Source organism: Plantibacter sp. MPB07, assembly GCF_046619465.1.
In the GTDB taxonomy this organism is placed as follows: Bacteria; Actinomycetota; Actinomycetes; order Actinomycetales; family Microbacteriaceae; genus Plantibacter; species Plantibacter auratus.
Map to the genome: position 1 here is coordinate 3493004 of NZ_CP177043.1, position 13586 is coordinate 3506589.

At 68.8% G+C, this 13586-nt stretch carries 16 protein-coding genes; 4 read left to right on the plus strand and 12 right to left on the minus strand.

The window, feature by feature from the left end:
* Positions 1-2 precede the first annotated feature (2 nt).
* A complete protein-coding gene (soxR, locus tag ACLIME_RS16230) occupies positions 3-410 on the plus strand; it encodes a redox-sensitive transcriptional activator SoxR (RefSeq protein ID WP_079706171.1) in 408 nt (135 codons plus the stop codon).
* 20 nt (positions 411-430) lie between these two features.
* Here soxR and ACLIME_RS16235 read toward each other — a convergent pair whose 3' ends face one another.
* From ACLIME_RS16235 to ACLIME_RS16265, 7 genes are all read right to left on the minus strand, one after another.
* Positions 431-820, minus strand: a complete 390-nt coding sequence (locus tag ACLIME_RS16235) for an MmcQ/YjbR family DNA-binding protein (RefSeq protein WP_079704704.1) — start codon at positions 818-820, stop codon at positions 431-433.
* A gap of 23 nt (positions 821-843) precedes the next feature.
* Positions 844-1380: a hypothetical protein gene (locus ACLIME_RS16240; protein ID WP_411557563.1), complete on the minus strand. Its 537-nt coding sequence runs from the start codon at positions 1378-1380 to the stop codon at positions 844-846.
* Positions 1381-1460: 80 nt separating this feature from the next.
* A complete protein-coding gene (locus ACLIME_RS16245; protein WP_411557564.1) occupies positions 1461-2246 on the minus strand; it encodes an MBL fold metallo-hydrolase in 786 nt (261 codons plus the stop codon).
* Positions 2247-2304: 58 nt separating this feature from the next.
* Complete coding sequence (locus tag ACLIME_RS16250) at positions 2305-2955, minus strand: TetR/AcrR family transcriptional regulator (RefSeq protein ID WP_064295974.1); 651 nt, start codon at positions 2953-2955, stop codon at positions 2305-2307.
* Between the two features lie 129 nt (positions 2956-3084).
* Positions 3085-3774 (minus strand): SOS response-associated peptidase, encoded by a 690-nt coding sequence (locus ACLIME_RS16255; RefSeq protein WP_411557565.1) that lies wholly within the window; start codon positions 3772-3774, stop codon positions 3085-3087.
* A gap of 91 nt (positions 3775-3865) precedes the next feature.
* Positions 3866-4390 carry an N-acetyltransferase family protein gene (locus tag ACLIME_RS16260; RefSeq protein WP_411557566.1) on the minus strand — a complete coding sequence of 175 codons (525 nt, stop codon included), beginning with the start codon at positions 4388-4390 and terminating at the stop codon, positions 3866-3868.
* Entirely contained in the window at positions 4387-4734 is a 348-nt protein-coding gene (locus ACLIME_RS16265) for an ArsR/SmtB family transcription factor (protein ID WP_208612308.1), read from the minus strand. Before ACLIME_RS16265 ends, ACLIME_RS16260 begins: the two co-directional genes overlap by 4 nt.
* Positions 4735-4818: 84 nt before the next feature.
* Here ACLIME_RS16265 and ACLIME_RS16270 point away from each other — a divergent pair, with 84 nt between their 5' ends.
* On the plus strand, positions 4819-6141 hold the full coding sequence (locus ACLIME_RS16270) for an NAD(P)-binding domain-containing protein (RefSeq protein WP_411557567.1): 1323 nt from the start codon (positions 4819-4821) through the stop codon (positions 6139-6141).
* Positions 6142-6157: 16 nt separating this feature from the next.
* Here ACLIME_RS16270 and ACLIME_RS16275 read toward each other — a convergent pair whose 3' ends face one another.
* Positions 6158-6556 (minus strand): low molecular weight phosphatase family protein, encoded by a 399-nt coding sequence (locus ACLIME_RS16275; RefSeq protein WP_411557568.1) that lies wholly within the window; start codon positions 6554-6556, stop codon positions 6158-6160.
* A gap of 21 nt (positions 6557-6577) precedes the next feature.
* Complete coding sequence (locus tag ACLIME_RS16280) at positions 6578-7252, minus strand: helix-turn-helix domain-containing protein (RefSeq protein WP_411557569.1); 675 nt, start codon at positions 7250-7252, stop codon at positions 6578-6580.
* A gap of 48 nt (positions 7253-7300) precedes the next feature.
* Here ACLIME_RS16280 and ACLIME_RS16285 point away from each other — a divergent pair, with 48 nt between their 5' ends.
* Positions 7301-8056, plus strand: a complete 756-nt coding sequence (locus ACLIME_RS16285; protein WP_241160997.1) for an aquaporin — start codon at positions 7301-7303, stop codon at positions 8054-8056.
* Between the two features lie 11 nt (positions 8057-8067).
* Positions 8068-9447 carry an FAD-dependent oxidoreductase gene (locus ACLIME_RS16290; protein ID WP_411557570.1) on the plus strand — a complete coding sequence of 460 codons (1380 nt, stop codon included), beginning with the start codon at positions 8068-8070 and terminating at the stop codon, positions 9445-9447.
* Between the two features lie 77 nt (positions 9448-9524).
* Here ACLIME_RS16290 and ACLIME_RS16295 read toward each other — a convergent pair whose 3' ends face one another.
* The 3 genes from ACLIME_RS16295 to ACLIME_RS16305 all read right to left on the minus strand — a co-directional run bounded on the left by ACLIME_RS16295 (position 9525) and on the right by ACLIME_RS16305 (position 13380).
* Entirely contained in the window at positions 9525-10508 is a 984-nt protein-coding gene (locus ACLIME_RS16295) for a TerC family protein (RefSeq protein ID WP_411557571.1), read from the minus strand.
* A gap of 258 nt (positions 10509-10766) precedes the next feature.
* Entirely contained in the window at positions 10767-11804 is a 1038-nt protein-coding gene (locus ACLIME_RS16300; protein WP_086472833.1) for a LacI family DNA-binding transcriptional regulator, read from the minus strand.
* Entirely contained in the window at positions 11797-13380 is a 1584-nt protein-coding gene (locus ACLIME_RS16305) for a sugar ABC transporter ATP-binding protein (protein ID WP_411557572.1), read from the minus strand. Before ACLIME_RS16305 ends, ACLIME_RS16300 begins: the two co-directional genes overlap by 8 nt.
* Positions 13381-13586 lie beyond the last annotated feature (206 nt).

Here is a 13586-nt window from a genome sequence, read left to right on the forward strand (position 1 = left end):
AGATGAGTCGTCGCACCGGCGTCGCGGTGTCGGCGCTGCACTACTACGAGCGGCTCGGCCTCATCGGTTCCGAGCGGACCGCCGGCAACCAGCGGCGATACCCCCGGCACATGCTGCGCCGCGTCGCGCTCATCTCGGTCGCGAAGCGCCTCGGTATCCCGCTCGAGGACGTGGCGGAGGCGTTCGCCGACGTGCCGCTCTCCAGCACCCCGAGTCACGAGGACTGGCAGCGTGCCTCCCGCCGCTGGCAGAAGGTCCTCGAACAGCGTCGGCGCGGGATCGAGCAACTCGAACGCGAGCTCACCGGCTGCATCGGCTGCGGCTGCCTCTCGATGAAGGCGTGCACACTCCTCAACCCCGACGACGAGCTCGGCGACACCGGCACCGGCGCGAGGCGCATCCCGGTCTGAGTGCACTGCCTGGCCGGTGTTCAGCCGTCGCGGCGTTGTCCGAACGTCGCTGGATCGACCGGCCGCAGCCGTTTCGGCAGCCCCTCGACGACGAGCAGGTACGACTCCGTGACGAGGTCGTCGACGAACGCCGGTTCGAGCTCGCCGTCCGGCTTGAGCGAGATCCAGTGCCGTTTGTTCATGTGATAGCCGGGGATGATGTCGGGGAAGGCCTCGCGCAGACTGTGACTGTCCTCGGGTCGCGCCTTCAGGGTGACGATGGGTTCGCCCGTCGCCCCCGTCTGCAGCATGAAGACCTTGCCGCGGACCTTGTAGACGTCCCACTCCTCGCCGAACGGGTGCGTCAGCTCCGCACCGGGGAGTTCGTCGGCGCGACGGGCCGCCCGGTCCTGCAGCTCCGAGCCGTGCATCGTGGTCCTCCTCGGAGTCGGCGTCAGCCCTGGCTGTCCGTGGGCTTGAGGCCCGCCAGGTTCTGCAGCGGGCACCAGGCGCCGAGGCGCGGGTAGTCGATGGTCACGCCGACGACCCCGTGCTCGCCGAAGGACCGGACCCAGTCGATCGCCGCAGGCATCGGGACCGCGAGCAGCGACACCGTGGCGTCCGGCGGGACCAGCCCGTTCGCGTACGCGGCCTCCTGTGCTCGTTTCCCGCTGCTGTAGATGCCGATCAGGTTCCCCGGTTGCGCTGCGAGCGCATACGGGCGCGGGTTGTCCTCCGGACCACGGTTGATGAAGACCCACCGGTCGAGTGCGGCGACCGCCCGCCAGAGCCGGATCTGAGCGTCGATGTCGTCCGGCGCCGCCCGGCAGGCCTCGTTCAGTGCGTCGAGCTCGGCCAGCACCTCGGGAGCGGGCTCGAGGGTGCGGCCCTGGTTCGGCTGCTCCGGGGCGTCGATCTGCTCATCGACCGGGCTGTCATCGACCGGGCTGTCGTCGTTCGGGCTGCCGTCGCGGCGGAACGGGTTCTTCATGGTCACTTCCTCGTGGCTCGGGATCCGGGTTCGGGGACGTGGCCAACGCTATCGCAGGGGTGCGACGGGGCGCCGGAGGTTCAGAACGCACTCCCGAAGGCGAGGGCTTCGGCCGCTGCCTGCGCCGGCGAGCCGAAGAACGCCGGGCCGTGTCCGGGCAGGACGACGGAGGCCGGTAGCCCGGCCAGCGTGGTCAACGACTGGCGGGCGCGCTGGAGGTCGCCGTGGAACATCTCGGGGAGCAACTGCGGGCCGTCGTGCGGGCTGGTGGGGTGCGCGGTGACGAGTGCGTCGCCCGCGACGAGGACGCCGTGCTCGACGAGGAGAAATCCGAGGTGCCCGCGCGTGTGGCCGGGGAGGGGGAGCGGGCGGACCGCGACACCGAGGGTCGCCCGGAGCTCGGGCACATCCTCGATCGCGGTGACCGACGTCGGCGGTACGACCTCGAGTCCGCCGGCCTCGACGGCGTGGCTGACCCAGGTGGCGACCCCGGGACGTTCCAGATGTGGCTGCACGTCGGCGAGTCCGACCTGCTCGAGCACCTCCCGGCGGACGTTGGGGATCTCGTCGTGGGACGCGAGGATGTCACACTCCGCCAACCCGGCGATGAACGTCGCGTTGCCGATGTGGTCGCTGTGTCCGTGGGTGAGGAGGATCGCCTGCACGTCCTCGACCGCGTAGCCGAGCGCGCCGAGGGTCGCGGTGACGGCCGCGCCGTCGCCGGGGTAGCCGGTGTCGATGAGGACCGGCCCGAGGTCGCCCTCGACGATGATCCAGTTGACGGACGGACCCTGCACGAGGTGTACCCGATCCGTGACCGTGGTGCTGCGGGTGGTGCCGTTCGGCACGGCGTCGATCTGGGACATGGGCGTCCTTCCGATTGCGGAGACGGGTTCGGGGGAGGGGTCGGTGCTCGGGGGAGGGTCAGTGCTCGGCCGGTCCGGCGACGAGCTCATGAGCGGCCGCTGCGGCGGTCGTCGTGGCTGCAGCGCCGGCGGGATCGACGGTCGCGAGGATCGGCCGGATCAGCGTGATCAGTCGCTCGCTGAGCTCGGCCGCATCGTCGTCGCCGACCGTCGTGGTGACGAGTCCGAAGCAGGCGTCGAGCAGGACGTCTGCGACGCCGTCGAGGTCCGGGAGGTCGAGATCGTGCGCTGCGGCCTCCATGCGGAGGTTCGTGCGGGTGTAGGCGCGCCAGTCGAACACCGTGTAGACCGGGTCGTCCATCCGTGGCAGTTCGTGCAGGAGCCGGATGGCGCCCATCGCGATGGGGGACCGCTGCGCTTCCTGCGCCGAGGCGAGGATCATCGTCACCCAGCGGAGTGCGCCGTAGGGCACCCCGATCCGCGCGTCCGCCGCCTGCCACCGCTCGTCCTGCTCGGCGATCACCGCGTGCGCGAGACTCCGCTTCGACGGGAACAGGTGGTACCCGATGACCGATTTCGGCTTGCCCATGACGGACGCGATGCCGGAGAACGACGTCCCGGCGTAGCCGTTCCGGCCGAACTCGAGCCCGGCGGCGTCGATGATCTCGTCGCGGACCTGGTTCATCGCGTACTGGCGCAGACCGCTCACGAGCGCTCCTTCGAGGTGGAGGGCCCGTCGATCGGGCCGCTAGACGATCGTCTGAGTCAGACGCTCGTCTAGCTTAGACGAGCGTCTGTGAGGAAGCTGAGGGATGCGACGACCACCCGCACCGACCACTCAGGCCGGGAGCGGTTCGATGAGGTGCGGGCCCGTGTTGCGGACGTTGTTCACGTCGCGCGTGACCTCGTAGTGGGTGAGATCGTGGGCGACCGCGAAGGACTCCCGGTCGAGCAGCTGCAACAGCTGGTCGGTGTCGAGGTGGTTGCCGAGCCAGTCGTCGTAGCCGTCGGGGGTGAGGCAGGCCGGCATGCGGTCGTGGACCTCGCCCGGTGAGACGTGCGCGTCCCGCGTGATGATCGCCATCGACAGCCGCCACTTGTCCGGGTGGTCCTCAGCCTTGGCAGGGTCTGGCCAGGCGCTGATGATGCCCGCCATCGCGAGCTCGGCCTCGGGGTCGTGGATGAAGTGCGGCTGCTTCCCGGTCTCGGTCACCACCCACTCGTAGTACCCGGTCGCCGGGATGATGCAGCGGGCGGAAGCGAACGCCTTCCGGAACATGGAGCCGGTTGCGACCGTCTCCATGCGCGCGTTGATGGGTTGCGGGCGCTGCTTCGCGAAGTCCTTGGCCCAGCCGGGGACAAAGCCCCAACGGGCGCTGGTCGCGGTCCGTTCCTCGTGCCGGGTGCGGACCACCGTCACCTCGGTGGTGGGCGCGACGTTGTAGTCGGGCGCAGGCGCCTCGAACTCGGCCACGAGGTCCGCGAGGAGAGTGGACGTGGAATCGGTGACGACGAAGCGACCGCACATGCGCTCAGCTTAGAAGCGGGGAACCGTGAGGTCGAGGCCTCCCCGGCAGCGGGCGACTATTCGGCCGAGGGGCACCAGGTTACGAGAGTTCTCACACGTCAAGCGGAGGTGAAGGGGCCCGCCGCTCGAGGAGTACCGTGTCACGCCAGCGTCCGGCGTAGGGTCCATAACTCATGCGGGCGATCCGCTCGCGATGCCCGATCGTGCGGAACCCGACTCGTTCGTGCAGGACCAGGCTCGGGATGTTCTCGGGGAAGATGCTCGATTGGATTGTCCAGATCCCGGCGTCATCAGCGGCCGCGATGAATGCCGAGAGCAGCCGTGTTCCGACGCCGCGTCCTGCCGCTGCCGCGGCGACGTAGACCGAGTGCTCGATCACGCCGCGGTAGACCTCGCGGGTCGAGACCGGCGATGCGGCGACCCATCCGAGGACGGCTCCCGAGTCGTCGACGGCGACGAGTCGGCCGATGGTCAGCTTGCCTGCGTCGAACTGTTCCCAGCTCGGCGGTTCTGCCTCGAAGGTGGCGTTGCCGGTGGCGATGCCCTCGCGATAGATGGTCTCGACCGCGGCCCAGTCGGCGGAGTCGAGCGGACGGATGGTGTCGGCGTCGGTCACGGGCGGATCGCCTGGGAGGCGCGTTCGAGCCCGTCGGTGATGACGCGGAAGTACGCCCAGCGGCCGCGCTGTTCGCGGGTTGCGAGCCCGGCGTCGACGAGGATCTTCATGTGGTGCGACACGGTGGGCTGCGAGAGCCCGACGGGCTCGGTGAGGTCGCAGATGCACGCTTCCCCGCCCTCGCTCGCTGCGATCAGCGACAGCAGCCGGACACGGGTCGGGTCACCGAGCGCTTTGAAGGTGTGCGCGATCCGCTCGGCTTCGTCGAGCGCGAGCACCCCGCCGGTCACGGGGGTGCAGCACGCTGTGGCGTCGGCTTCCAGGAGGGGCGGTTCGATCGGCATGGACACATTCTGACACGTCGTATTGACATCTGTCGATGTATCGATCAGTCTCGTCGTATTGATGGTTGTCGATTGGAGTTGATGATGGTGAACGAGCTGCCCGTGATCGTGATCGGTGCAGGCCCGCAAGGTCTGGCTGCTGCAGCGCACCTGGTGGAGCGGGACGTTCCGGTGCTGGTGCTCGAGGCCGGGTCTTCGGCTGCTGCGGCGGTGTCGGAGTGGGGTCATGTGCGGTTGTTCTCCGATTGGTCCGAGCTGGTCGACGCGGCGTCCGCTCGGTTGCTCGCGCCGACCGGCTGGACCGCGCCGACGACGGGATACCCGACCGGCGCGCAGTGGATCAGTTCCTACCTCGCACCGCTCGCGGACGTCCTGGGGGAGCGGGTTCGGTTCGATGCTCGTGTGGTCGGAGTGTCTCGTCGTGGTCGCGATCGGCTCGTGGACGCGGGGCGTGCGGAGCAGCCGTTCACGGTGCACGTGGAGTCCGCGGACGGGACGGAATACCGCCTCGACGCGCGGGCGGTCATCGATGCCTCGGGCACCTGGTCGACGCCGAACCCAGCCGGGGCGGACGGTCTGCCAGCGCTCGGGGAGCGGGCCGCGTCCGAGACGCTCGGCTACCAGATCCCGGACTTCCGGAACCGGGCCGGCTTCGAGGGCAAGCACACCGTCGTCGTGGGATCCGGGCACTCCGCGGTCACCGCGGTCATCGCGCTCGCGCGGATCGTGCGCCGCAACCCGGACACCACGGTCACCTGGGTGCTGCGCCGCGGCACGGTCGGGAACGCCTTCGGCGGCGGCGACGCTGACGAGCTGCCCGCCCGCGGAGCGCTGGGTGTGAAGGCGAAGGAACTCGTCGACGGTGGCCTCATCAACCTGGTGACGGGCTTCCGCGTCGAGCGCGTGACGCGCGACGGCGATCAGACCGTGTTGGTGTCGGAGGACGGCCGCGAGCTGCCCGGCGCTGATCGGGTGATCGTGCTGACCGGATTCCGGCCTGATCTGTCGTTCCTGTCGGAGTTGCGGATCGAGCTGGATGCGACGCTGCAGGCTCCGGTGCGGATCGCGGCCGAGGTCGACCCGAACCTCCACTCCTGCGGATCGGTCGCCGCAACCGGTGCGAAGGATCTCGCGCAGCCGGAACCGGATTTCTACATCGTCGGCGCGAAGTCCTACGGGCGTGCCCCGACGTTCCTCGCGATGACCGGCTACGAGCAGGTCCGCTCCGTCGTCGCAGCTCTCGCCGGCGACCAGGCTGCGGCCGAGCGGGTGGAGCTGGTCCTCCCGGACACGGGCGTGTGTGGCGGGGCGGGGTTGTTCGATGCCGCTGGTGCGTCGCTGGGTGGTTCGTGCTGCGCGGTGCCGGAGCAGGTGCTGCAGATCGGTCGCGCACCAGCAAGCGTCTGACCGCTCGCTGCGGGAGCTACCGGGTGAGCAGCTCAGTGCGGATCTGCTCGGCCACGGCTTCCCGCAGCGGGCGCACGGCTTCGACGTCCCAGGCCTCGGGGTTCGGGAACGACCAGGCCAAGACCTCGCCGCGCGGGGTGGCAGGCAAGGTCAGGCCGGGCTTCATCAGCACCACGACGTCGGGCTGATCCAGGTCTGCGGCGGTGACCGCCCGTGGCGCTCGGTCGGTGATGTCGAGGCCGAGCTCAGCGACGGTCGCGGCGACCGCAGGGTTCACGGCACCCGATGGGGTGAGGCCTGCTGAGGTGGCGGTGAAGCGGTCTCCGGCGAGGTGTTCGAGGAGGGCCGCGCCGAGTTGGGAACGGCCGGCGTTGTGCTGGCAGATGAACAGGACGACGGGCTTGGTCGTGGTCATGAGGGTGCTGGTGCTTTCTGATCAGGAGGCGAGCAGGCGGGGAGCGAGGTCCGCGATGCGGCGCTCCAGTTCGGTGTAGGCGGCGTCGAACGCGGCATCGGTGCCGGCGCGTACCGGGTCGGGGATCGACCAGTGCAGATCGCCCGTGACGCCGATCTCCTCGTGCGCGTTATCGCAGACCGTGATGACGAAGTCCCCATCACCCAGCACCGCGTCCAATGCGCTCGGCGCACTCGACGGGAGGGCGAGCTGGTGGCGTGCGGCAGCAGCGATCGCGCCAGGGGCGATCTGTTCGGCCGGGTGGGTGCCACCGGAGGCGACGGGGATGGTGCTCTGCCGCGCCCAGAGGGCGGCGGCGAGTTGTGAGCGTGCAGAGTTCGCGGAGCACACGAACACGACTCGGCTGGCCGTGCCTGCAGCGCCGGGCATCAGGCCGTCGAACCCGCCAGGGGTGAGGTGGACGTAGCTGCGTCGCTTGTCGCCTTCGGACGTCGTGCGGGTGATCATGCCGACGGATTCGAGAACGTTCAGGTGGTGCGTGAGCAGGTTACCCGGCGTGCCGAGTGCGACCCGGATCTCCGTCGGGGACAGGTCACCCAACGTCAGCAGATCGATCATCTGTAGGCGCGTGGGATCGCTCAGCGCGGCGTGCTTCGCAGCCCGCGCTTCGACCACTTCAGTTCGTTCGACGTTCATTGGTTCAATATTGACTGAAGTAACTTTGTGAGTCAAGATGATGCCGCCATGAACCCATCGAATCCCGCTCCCATCCCGGTCCGACCGCATCTGCTGCGTCGGATGCTTGCCGAGTTCGTCGGCACCGGACTCCTGGTGGCGATCGTCGTCGGCTCCGGGATCATGGCGCAACGACTGTCCCCGGATGACGTCGGGCTGCAGCTGCTGCAGAACAGCCTGACGACCGCGCTCGGGCTCGCCGTGCTGATCCTCACCCTGGTCCCGGTCTCCGGCGCACACTTCAACCCGGTGGTGTCACTCGTGGACTGGTGGGTGAGCCGCGGCACCCCGCACGGTCTGCCGGTGCGCGACGTCGCGCCGTATGTGGCCGCGCAGATCGTTGGCGGAATCGCTGGCACCGTACTGGCCGGGGCGATGTTCGGCACAGCACCAGTGCTCTCCACGACGGACCGGGCGAGCGCTGAGACGTTGCTCGGTGAGGTCGTCGCGGCTGCCGGGCTCATCCTGGTGATCTTCGCCCTAGCTCGCTCCGGGAAGGGCGCGGTGACCGCGGCCGCGGTCGGTGGCTACATCGGGGCGGCGTACTGGTTCACCAGCTCGACGTCGTTCGCGAACCCGGCCGTGACGATCGCCCGCATGTTCACCGACACCTTCGCCGGGATCGCCCCGGCCTCGGTCGGCCCGTTCATCCTCGCGCAACTCATCGGCGCGACCCTTGGGGTCGGCCTGGTGCTCGTGCTCTATCCGACTCCCGCGCGCAGCACCGCTGCGGCCGTGGCTCCACAACCTGCAGCTCAGCTCTGAAAGGCACCCTCATGCATCTCGCAGTCATCGGCGGCAGTGACGCCGGTATCTCCACCGCCCTCCGCGCCCGGGAGCTCGACCCCTCCGTGGACGTGACGGTGATCGTCGCTGACGCCTACCCGAACTTCTCCATCTGCGGCATCCCCTACTACTTCTCCCGCGAGGTCCAGCCCTGGCAGTCCCTCGCGCACCGCACCCACGCCGACCTCGAAGCCACCGGCATGAACCTGCGCTTGAACACGCTTGCGACCGGTATCGATGTCGCCGGCCAGCGCCTCACCGTCCGCGACGAACACGGGACGGAGTCGACCATCGCCTACGACGAACTCATGGTCGGCACCGGAGCCTCACCCTCCACCGCCGGCATCACCGGCCTCGACCAGCTCGGCCCCGCAGACGGCGTGCATCTGCTGCACTCGATGGGCGACACCTTCGCCCTCGAGCACTACCTGGACACCCACCAGCCGGAGACCGCGATCATCGTCGGTGCCGGGTACGTGGGCCTGGAAATGGCCGAAGCCCTCACCGTCCGCGGCCTCCAGGTCACCCAGCTGCAGCGCGGCCCCGAAGTGCTCTCCACCCTCGACCCAGAACTCGGTTCCCTCGTCCACGACGAACTCACCCGCCACGGCGTGAACGTCATCACCGACACCCGTGTGGAGCACCTCAGCAAGACGAACAGTGGTCTCGCCGTGACCGGCCTGCAGGACGGACGGCCGTTCGAGCGCAGCGCCGAGCTCGTGCTCGTCGTCGTCGGCGTCCGGCCGAACACGAGCCTGCTCACGGAGGCCGGCGCTGCAACTGGGCCGGGTGGTGCGGTGGTCGTCGACGAGCAGATGCGCACCGGCCTGCCGCACGTCTGGGCGGCGGGCGACGGCATCGTCACCCACCACCGCCTGCTGGGCGTCACGTATCTGCCGCTCGGCACGACGTCGCACAAGCAGGGCCGGGTCGCTGGCGAGAACGCGATCGGCGGCAACACCCGCTTCGCCGGCAGCCTCGGCACCCAAGTGGTGAAGGTCTTCGACCTGGTTGCCGCTCGCACCGGGCTCCGTGACCACGAAGCGGTCGCGGCCGGATACACGCCGCACAGCTCGACGGCGATCGCGGACGACCACAAGGCCTACTACCCGGGCGCGACACCGATCAGCATCCGCATCACCGCAGCAACCGACAGCGGGCTGCTCCTCGGTGCGCAGCTCGTCGGCACCCGCGGCGCGGAGATCGCGAAACGCGTTGACACCTACGCCACCGCCCTGCACCACGGCATGACGGTTGACGCGATGAGCGACCTTGACCTCTCGTACACGCCGCCACTCGGCTCCCCGTGGGACGCCGTGCAGGTCGCGACGCAGGCGTGGAGCCGGAGTCTCAAAGTCCTGAACGGTTAGGAGGCCGCCGGCCGCTCCGACGACGAGGCGACCGCACATGCGCTCAGCTTAGGAGCGCATGTGCGGTCGGTCGACCCCTACCGCTCGATGCCGGCCCGCGCGTCGCGGCGGGTCTTCGCGAGCGAGGCGACCGTCGCCACGGTGATGGTCGCGGCGATGAAGAGCAGCGAGAACCAGATCGGGATGTCGGGGATCCAGTCGATGTGCTGACCGCCGTTGATGAACGGCAGCTCGTTCACGTGGAGGGCGTGGAACACGAGTTTCACGCCGATGAAGGCGAGGATGACGGCGAGACCCTGGGCGAGGTAGACGAGGCGTTCCAGCAGGCCGCCGATCAGGAAGAACAGCTGGCGGAGGCCCATCAGGGCGAAGGCGTTCGCGGTGAACACGATGTACGCCTGCTCGGTGAGGCCGTAGATCGCGGGGATCGAGTCGACCGCGAACACGAGGTCGACGAACCCGATCGCGACGATCGTCAGCAGCATCGGCGTGAAGAAGCGCTTGCCGTCGATCCTCACCGAGAGTCGGTCACCGTGATGGGTGTCGGTGATCGGGAGGATGCGGCGGGCGAATCCCACGACCTTGCCGTTGGCCGGGTCGCTCTCGTGGCTGCCGAACGCCTGGCGGTACGCGAGGAACAGCAGCAGCGCGCCCATCAGGTAGAAGATCCAGGAGTAGTTCTCGATGAGTGCGGCGCCGACGGCGATGAACGCACCGCGCATGATGAGCGCGATGATGATGCCGATCATCAGCACCTTCTGCTGGTACGCCTTCGGGACGGCGAACCCGGCCATGACGATGAGGAAGACGAACAGGTTGTCGATCGACAGCGCCTTCTCGGTCAGATACCCGGCGAAGTACTCGCCGCCGTACGTCCAGCCGGAGACGAGGCCGATGCCGACGCCGAACAGCAGGGCGAGGCTGACGTAGAAGATCGACCAGCGTGCCGACTCGGCGATCGTCGGTTCGTGGGGCCTCCGCACGTGCGCGAAGAACTCGTAGACGAAGAAGAGGATCGTGACACCGATGGTGATGATCCAGATCAGCGGGGTGACGGCCATGGTGGCTCCAGGGGCTCGAGGACGGGACTCCGACGCGATGGTCGGAACACGGTCTTCTCCACTCTCGATGAGAGCCGACACCCCGGGACCCGATGGCGGATCCGTACTGACGAGCATGTCGCGAAGGAGTACTCCCCCTGCTCCGACAAGTGTAGGTCAGGGGGTGGACGGGGTACCTGGGAATTCGCCCTTCGACAGGCTCAGGGACCGGGTGAGGGGCGGCTCAGGGGCCGGGTGAGGCTCAGGGACCGGAGGTGCTCAGGGGACGTCGACCCGGCGCCTCGCCAAGCGCTCGGCGTTCGCCGTCGCCGTGGAGTCGCGCAGGATCAGCTCCGGTACCGAGGGTGGCACCGCTCCCGGGGGTTCTCCGTTGACGTGGTCGAGCAGGGTCGCGAGCAGCGTCCGGCCGACCTGTTCGAAGTCCTGCCGCACGGTGGTGAGCGGCGGCGAGAGGTGCTCCGCCTCGGGGATGTCGTCGAACCCCACGACGCTGAAGTCGAGCGGGACCCGGAGTCCGCGCTCGGTGAGCGAGTGCATGAGCCCCAGGGCCATCTGGTCGTTGGCGGCGAACACCGCGGTGACCTCGTCGTCCAGCTGACGGCCGAGAGCGTATCCGGAGGTCGGCGTCCAGTCGCCGGTCCCGACGACCTGCGCGACGAGACCCGCAGTGGCGAGTTCGTCTCGCCAGCCGCGCTCGCGCTCGCGGGCGTCGATCGCGTCCGGTGGTCCGGCGAGGTGCCCGATGCGCCGGTGGCCGAGCCCGATGAGGTGGGCGGTCGCGGCACGCGCGCCGGCGTACTGGTCGACGCCGACGGTGACCATACCTGCACGTGGCGTGGCGTGCAGGGCCACGAGCGGCACGCTGAGTTCCATCCCCGCCACGATGTCGGTGACCCCCTCGCGTGCGCTGATCACGGCGATCCCCTCGACGTTCTGGCGCAGGAACCCCTCGACCGCTGCACGCGCGGAACCCGGGTCGCTGTCCACCATGTTCGCGGTGAAGACCGACCAGCGGGCGTCGCGGGCCGCGGCGTTGAAGTGCAGGACCGAGGACGACGGCCCGAACTCGGTACCGCCGGTGGCGATGAGGCCGATGGTCCGGGATCGCTTCGTGACGAGCGTCCGGGCGGCGGGGGAGGGGACGTAGCGCAGCTGCTTGATCGCTTCGTCGACCCGCGCCTTCGTCGCCGGGCGCACGTTCGGGAGGTCGTTGAGTACTCGTGACACGGTCTGGTGCGAGACCCCTGCGAGCCGCGCGACGTCGAAGATCGTCGCATGACGGGACGGCTCAGCCACGCGGTCCCCTCTCGTCGTCGGCGGTCGTGATCGGTTCCGGCGGGGCCTCGTCCGGCCCCTCCGAGATCGCGGCCAGCAGCTTCGAGACGGTGAGGTCGTAGTTCGGGAGGTCGGCGACCTTCCGTCGGTCGCGCAGCACGGCGATCCGGTGGCTGATGCGCAGGACCTCCTCGAGTTCGGCTGAGATGAACACGACCGACAGACCGTTCTCGGCGAGCCGGGTCACGAGCTTCTGGATCTCGGCCTTGGCGCCGATGTCAATGCCTCGGGTCGGTTCATCGAGCACGAGCAGCCGAGGAGCGAGCGCGAGCCACCTCGCCAAGAGTACCTTCTGTTGATTCCCGCCTGAGAGCTCCTTCATGAGCGCATCGGGATTCGCCGGTTTGATGCCCATCGCCTGGATGTAGCTCTCGGCCAGTTCGTTCTGCCGACGCAGCGGGATCCGTCTGAACCACCCGAGGTCCGCCTGGAGGGCCAGCGCGATGTTGTCGCGCAGGCTGAGGTCGCCGATGATCCCCTCAGTGCGACGGTTCTCCGACGCGTAGACGATCCGTTGCTTGAGGGCGCGGCGCGGGGATCCAAGGCGGGTGGCCCTCCCGGCCACCTCCACCGAGCCGGTGTCGGCCCGGTCGACACCGGTCAGGAGTCTGGCGAGCTCCGTCCGTCCTGAGCCGAGCAGGCCGGCGATGCCGACGATCTCGCCCTCGTAGACCTTCAGGTCGATCGGTTCGATCGCACCCTGGCGCCCGAGCCCGATCGCCGCGACGAACGGGTCCTCACCGTCCAGGGCGTCGCCCTCGTCAGAGGTGTCGAGCGCGCGTCGGATCTCGTCGAAGGTCGCGAGCTCCTTGCCGATCATCTTGTGGACGAGGTCGATCCGGAGCAGTTCGTGCGGGAGGTATTCGCCGACGAGACGCCCCTCCCGCAGCACGGTGAGTCGGTCGGAGATCTCGTAGACCTGGTCGAGGAAGTGCGAGATGAAGAGGATCGCGACGCCCTCGGCCTTGAGGATCGAGATGACCCGGAAGAGTTCGGTGACCTCGTCGTTGTCGAGGCTCGAGGTCGGTTCGTCGAGGACGAGCACCTTGGTGCGCACGGCGATCGCCCGGACGATCGCGACGAGCTGCTGGATCGCCGGCGGGTGGGCGGAGAGCTGCGAGGCCGGGTCGATGTCGAGTCCGACGACGGCGAGCAGTTCGCGGGCGCGCTCGCGCATGCGCCTCCCCGAGATCCCTCCCCAGGTATGGCGTGGTTCGCGGCCGAGGAGGATGTTCTCGGCGACGGTCAGGTTGGGGAGGAGGTTGACCTCCTGGTAGACGGTGCTGATCCCGTGCGCCTGGGCGTCGGCGACGCTCGAGAACGACACCTCTCGTCCCTCGAGGAGGATGCTTCCGCTGTCGATCCGATGGACCCCGGTGAGCGACTTGATCAGGGTCGACTTTCCCGCTCCGTTCTCGCCCATGAGGGAGTGGACCTCACCGGGGAACAACCGGAGGTCGACGTCGTCGAGCGCTTTGACGCCGGGGAAGCTCACGGAGACACCGCGCAACTGCACGAGTGGCGTGGGCGAGGTCATCTGCAACTCTCCATCGAGGTGGTCGCGGCCGGGGTGTCCGCTGATCACCTGACTCTAGCGCGCGCGACGGCGCCGCCGGGAGGCCGCTCCGGAAGAATTGTGAGGGCTAACATTGCCTGTTGACAACCGGTTCGAGCCGTGGCTAATGTTCAGCACAACGCAGATGTGATCGCTAACAATCACCAACCACCTGCGTCACCGCAGCA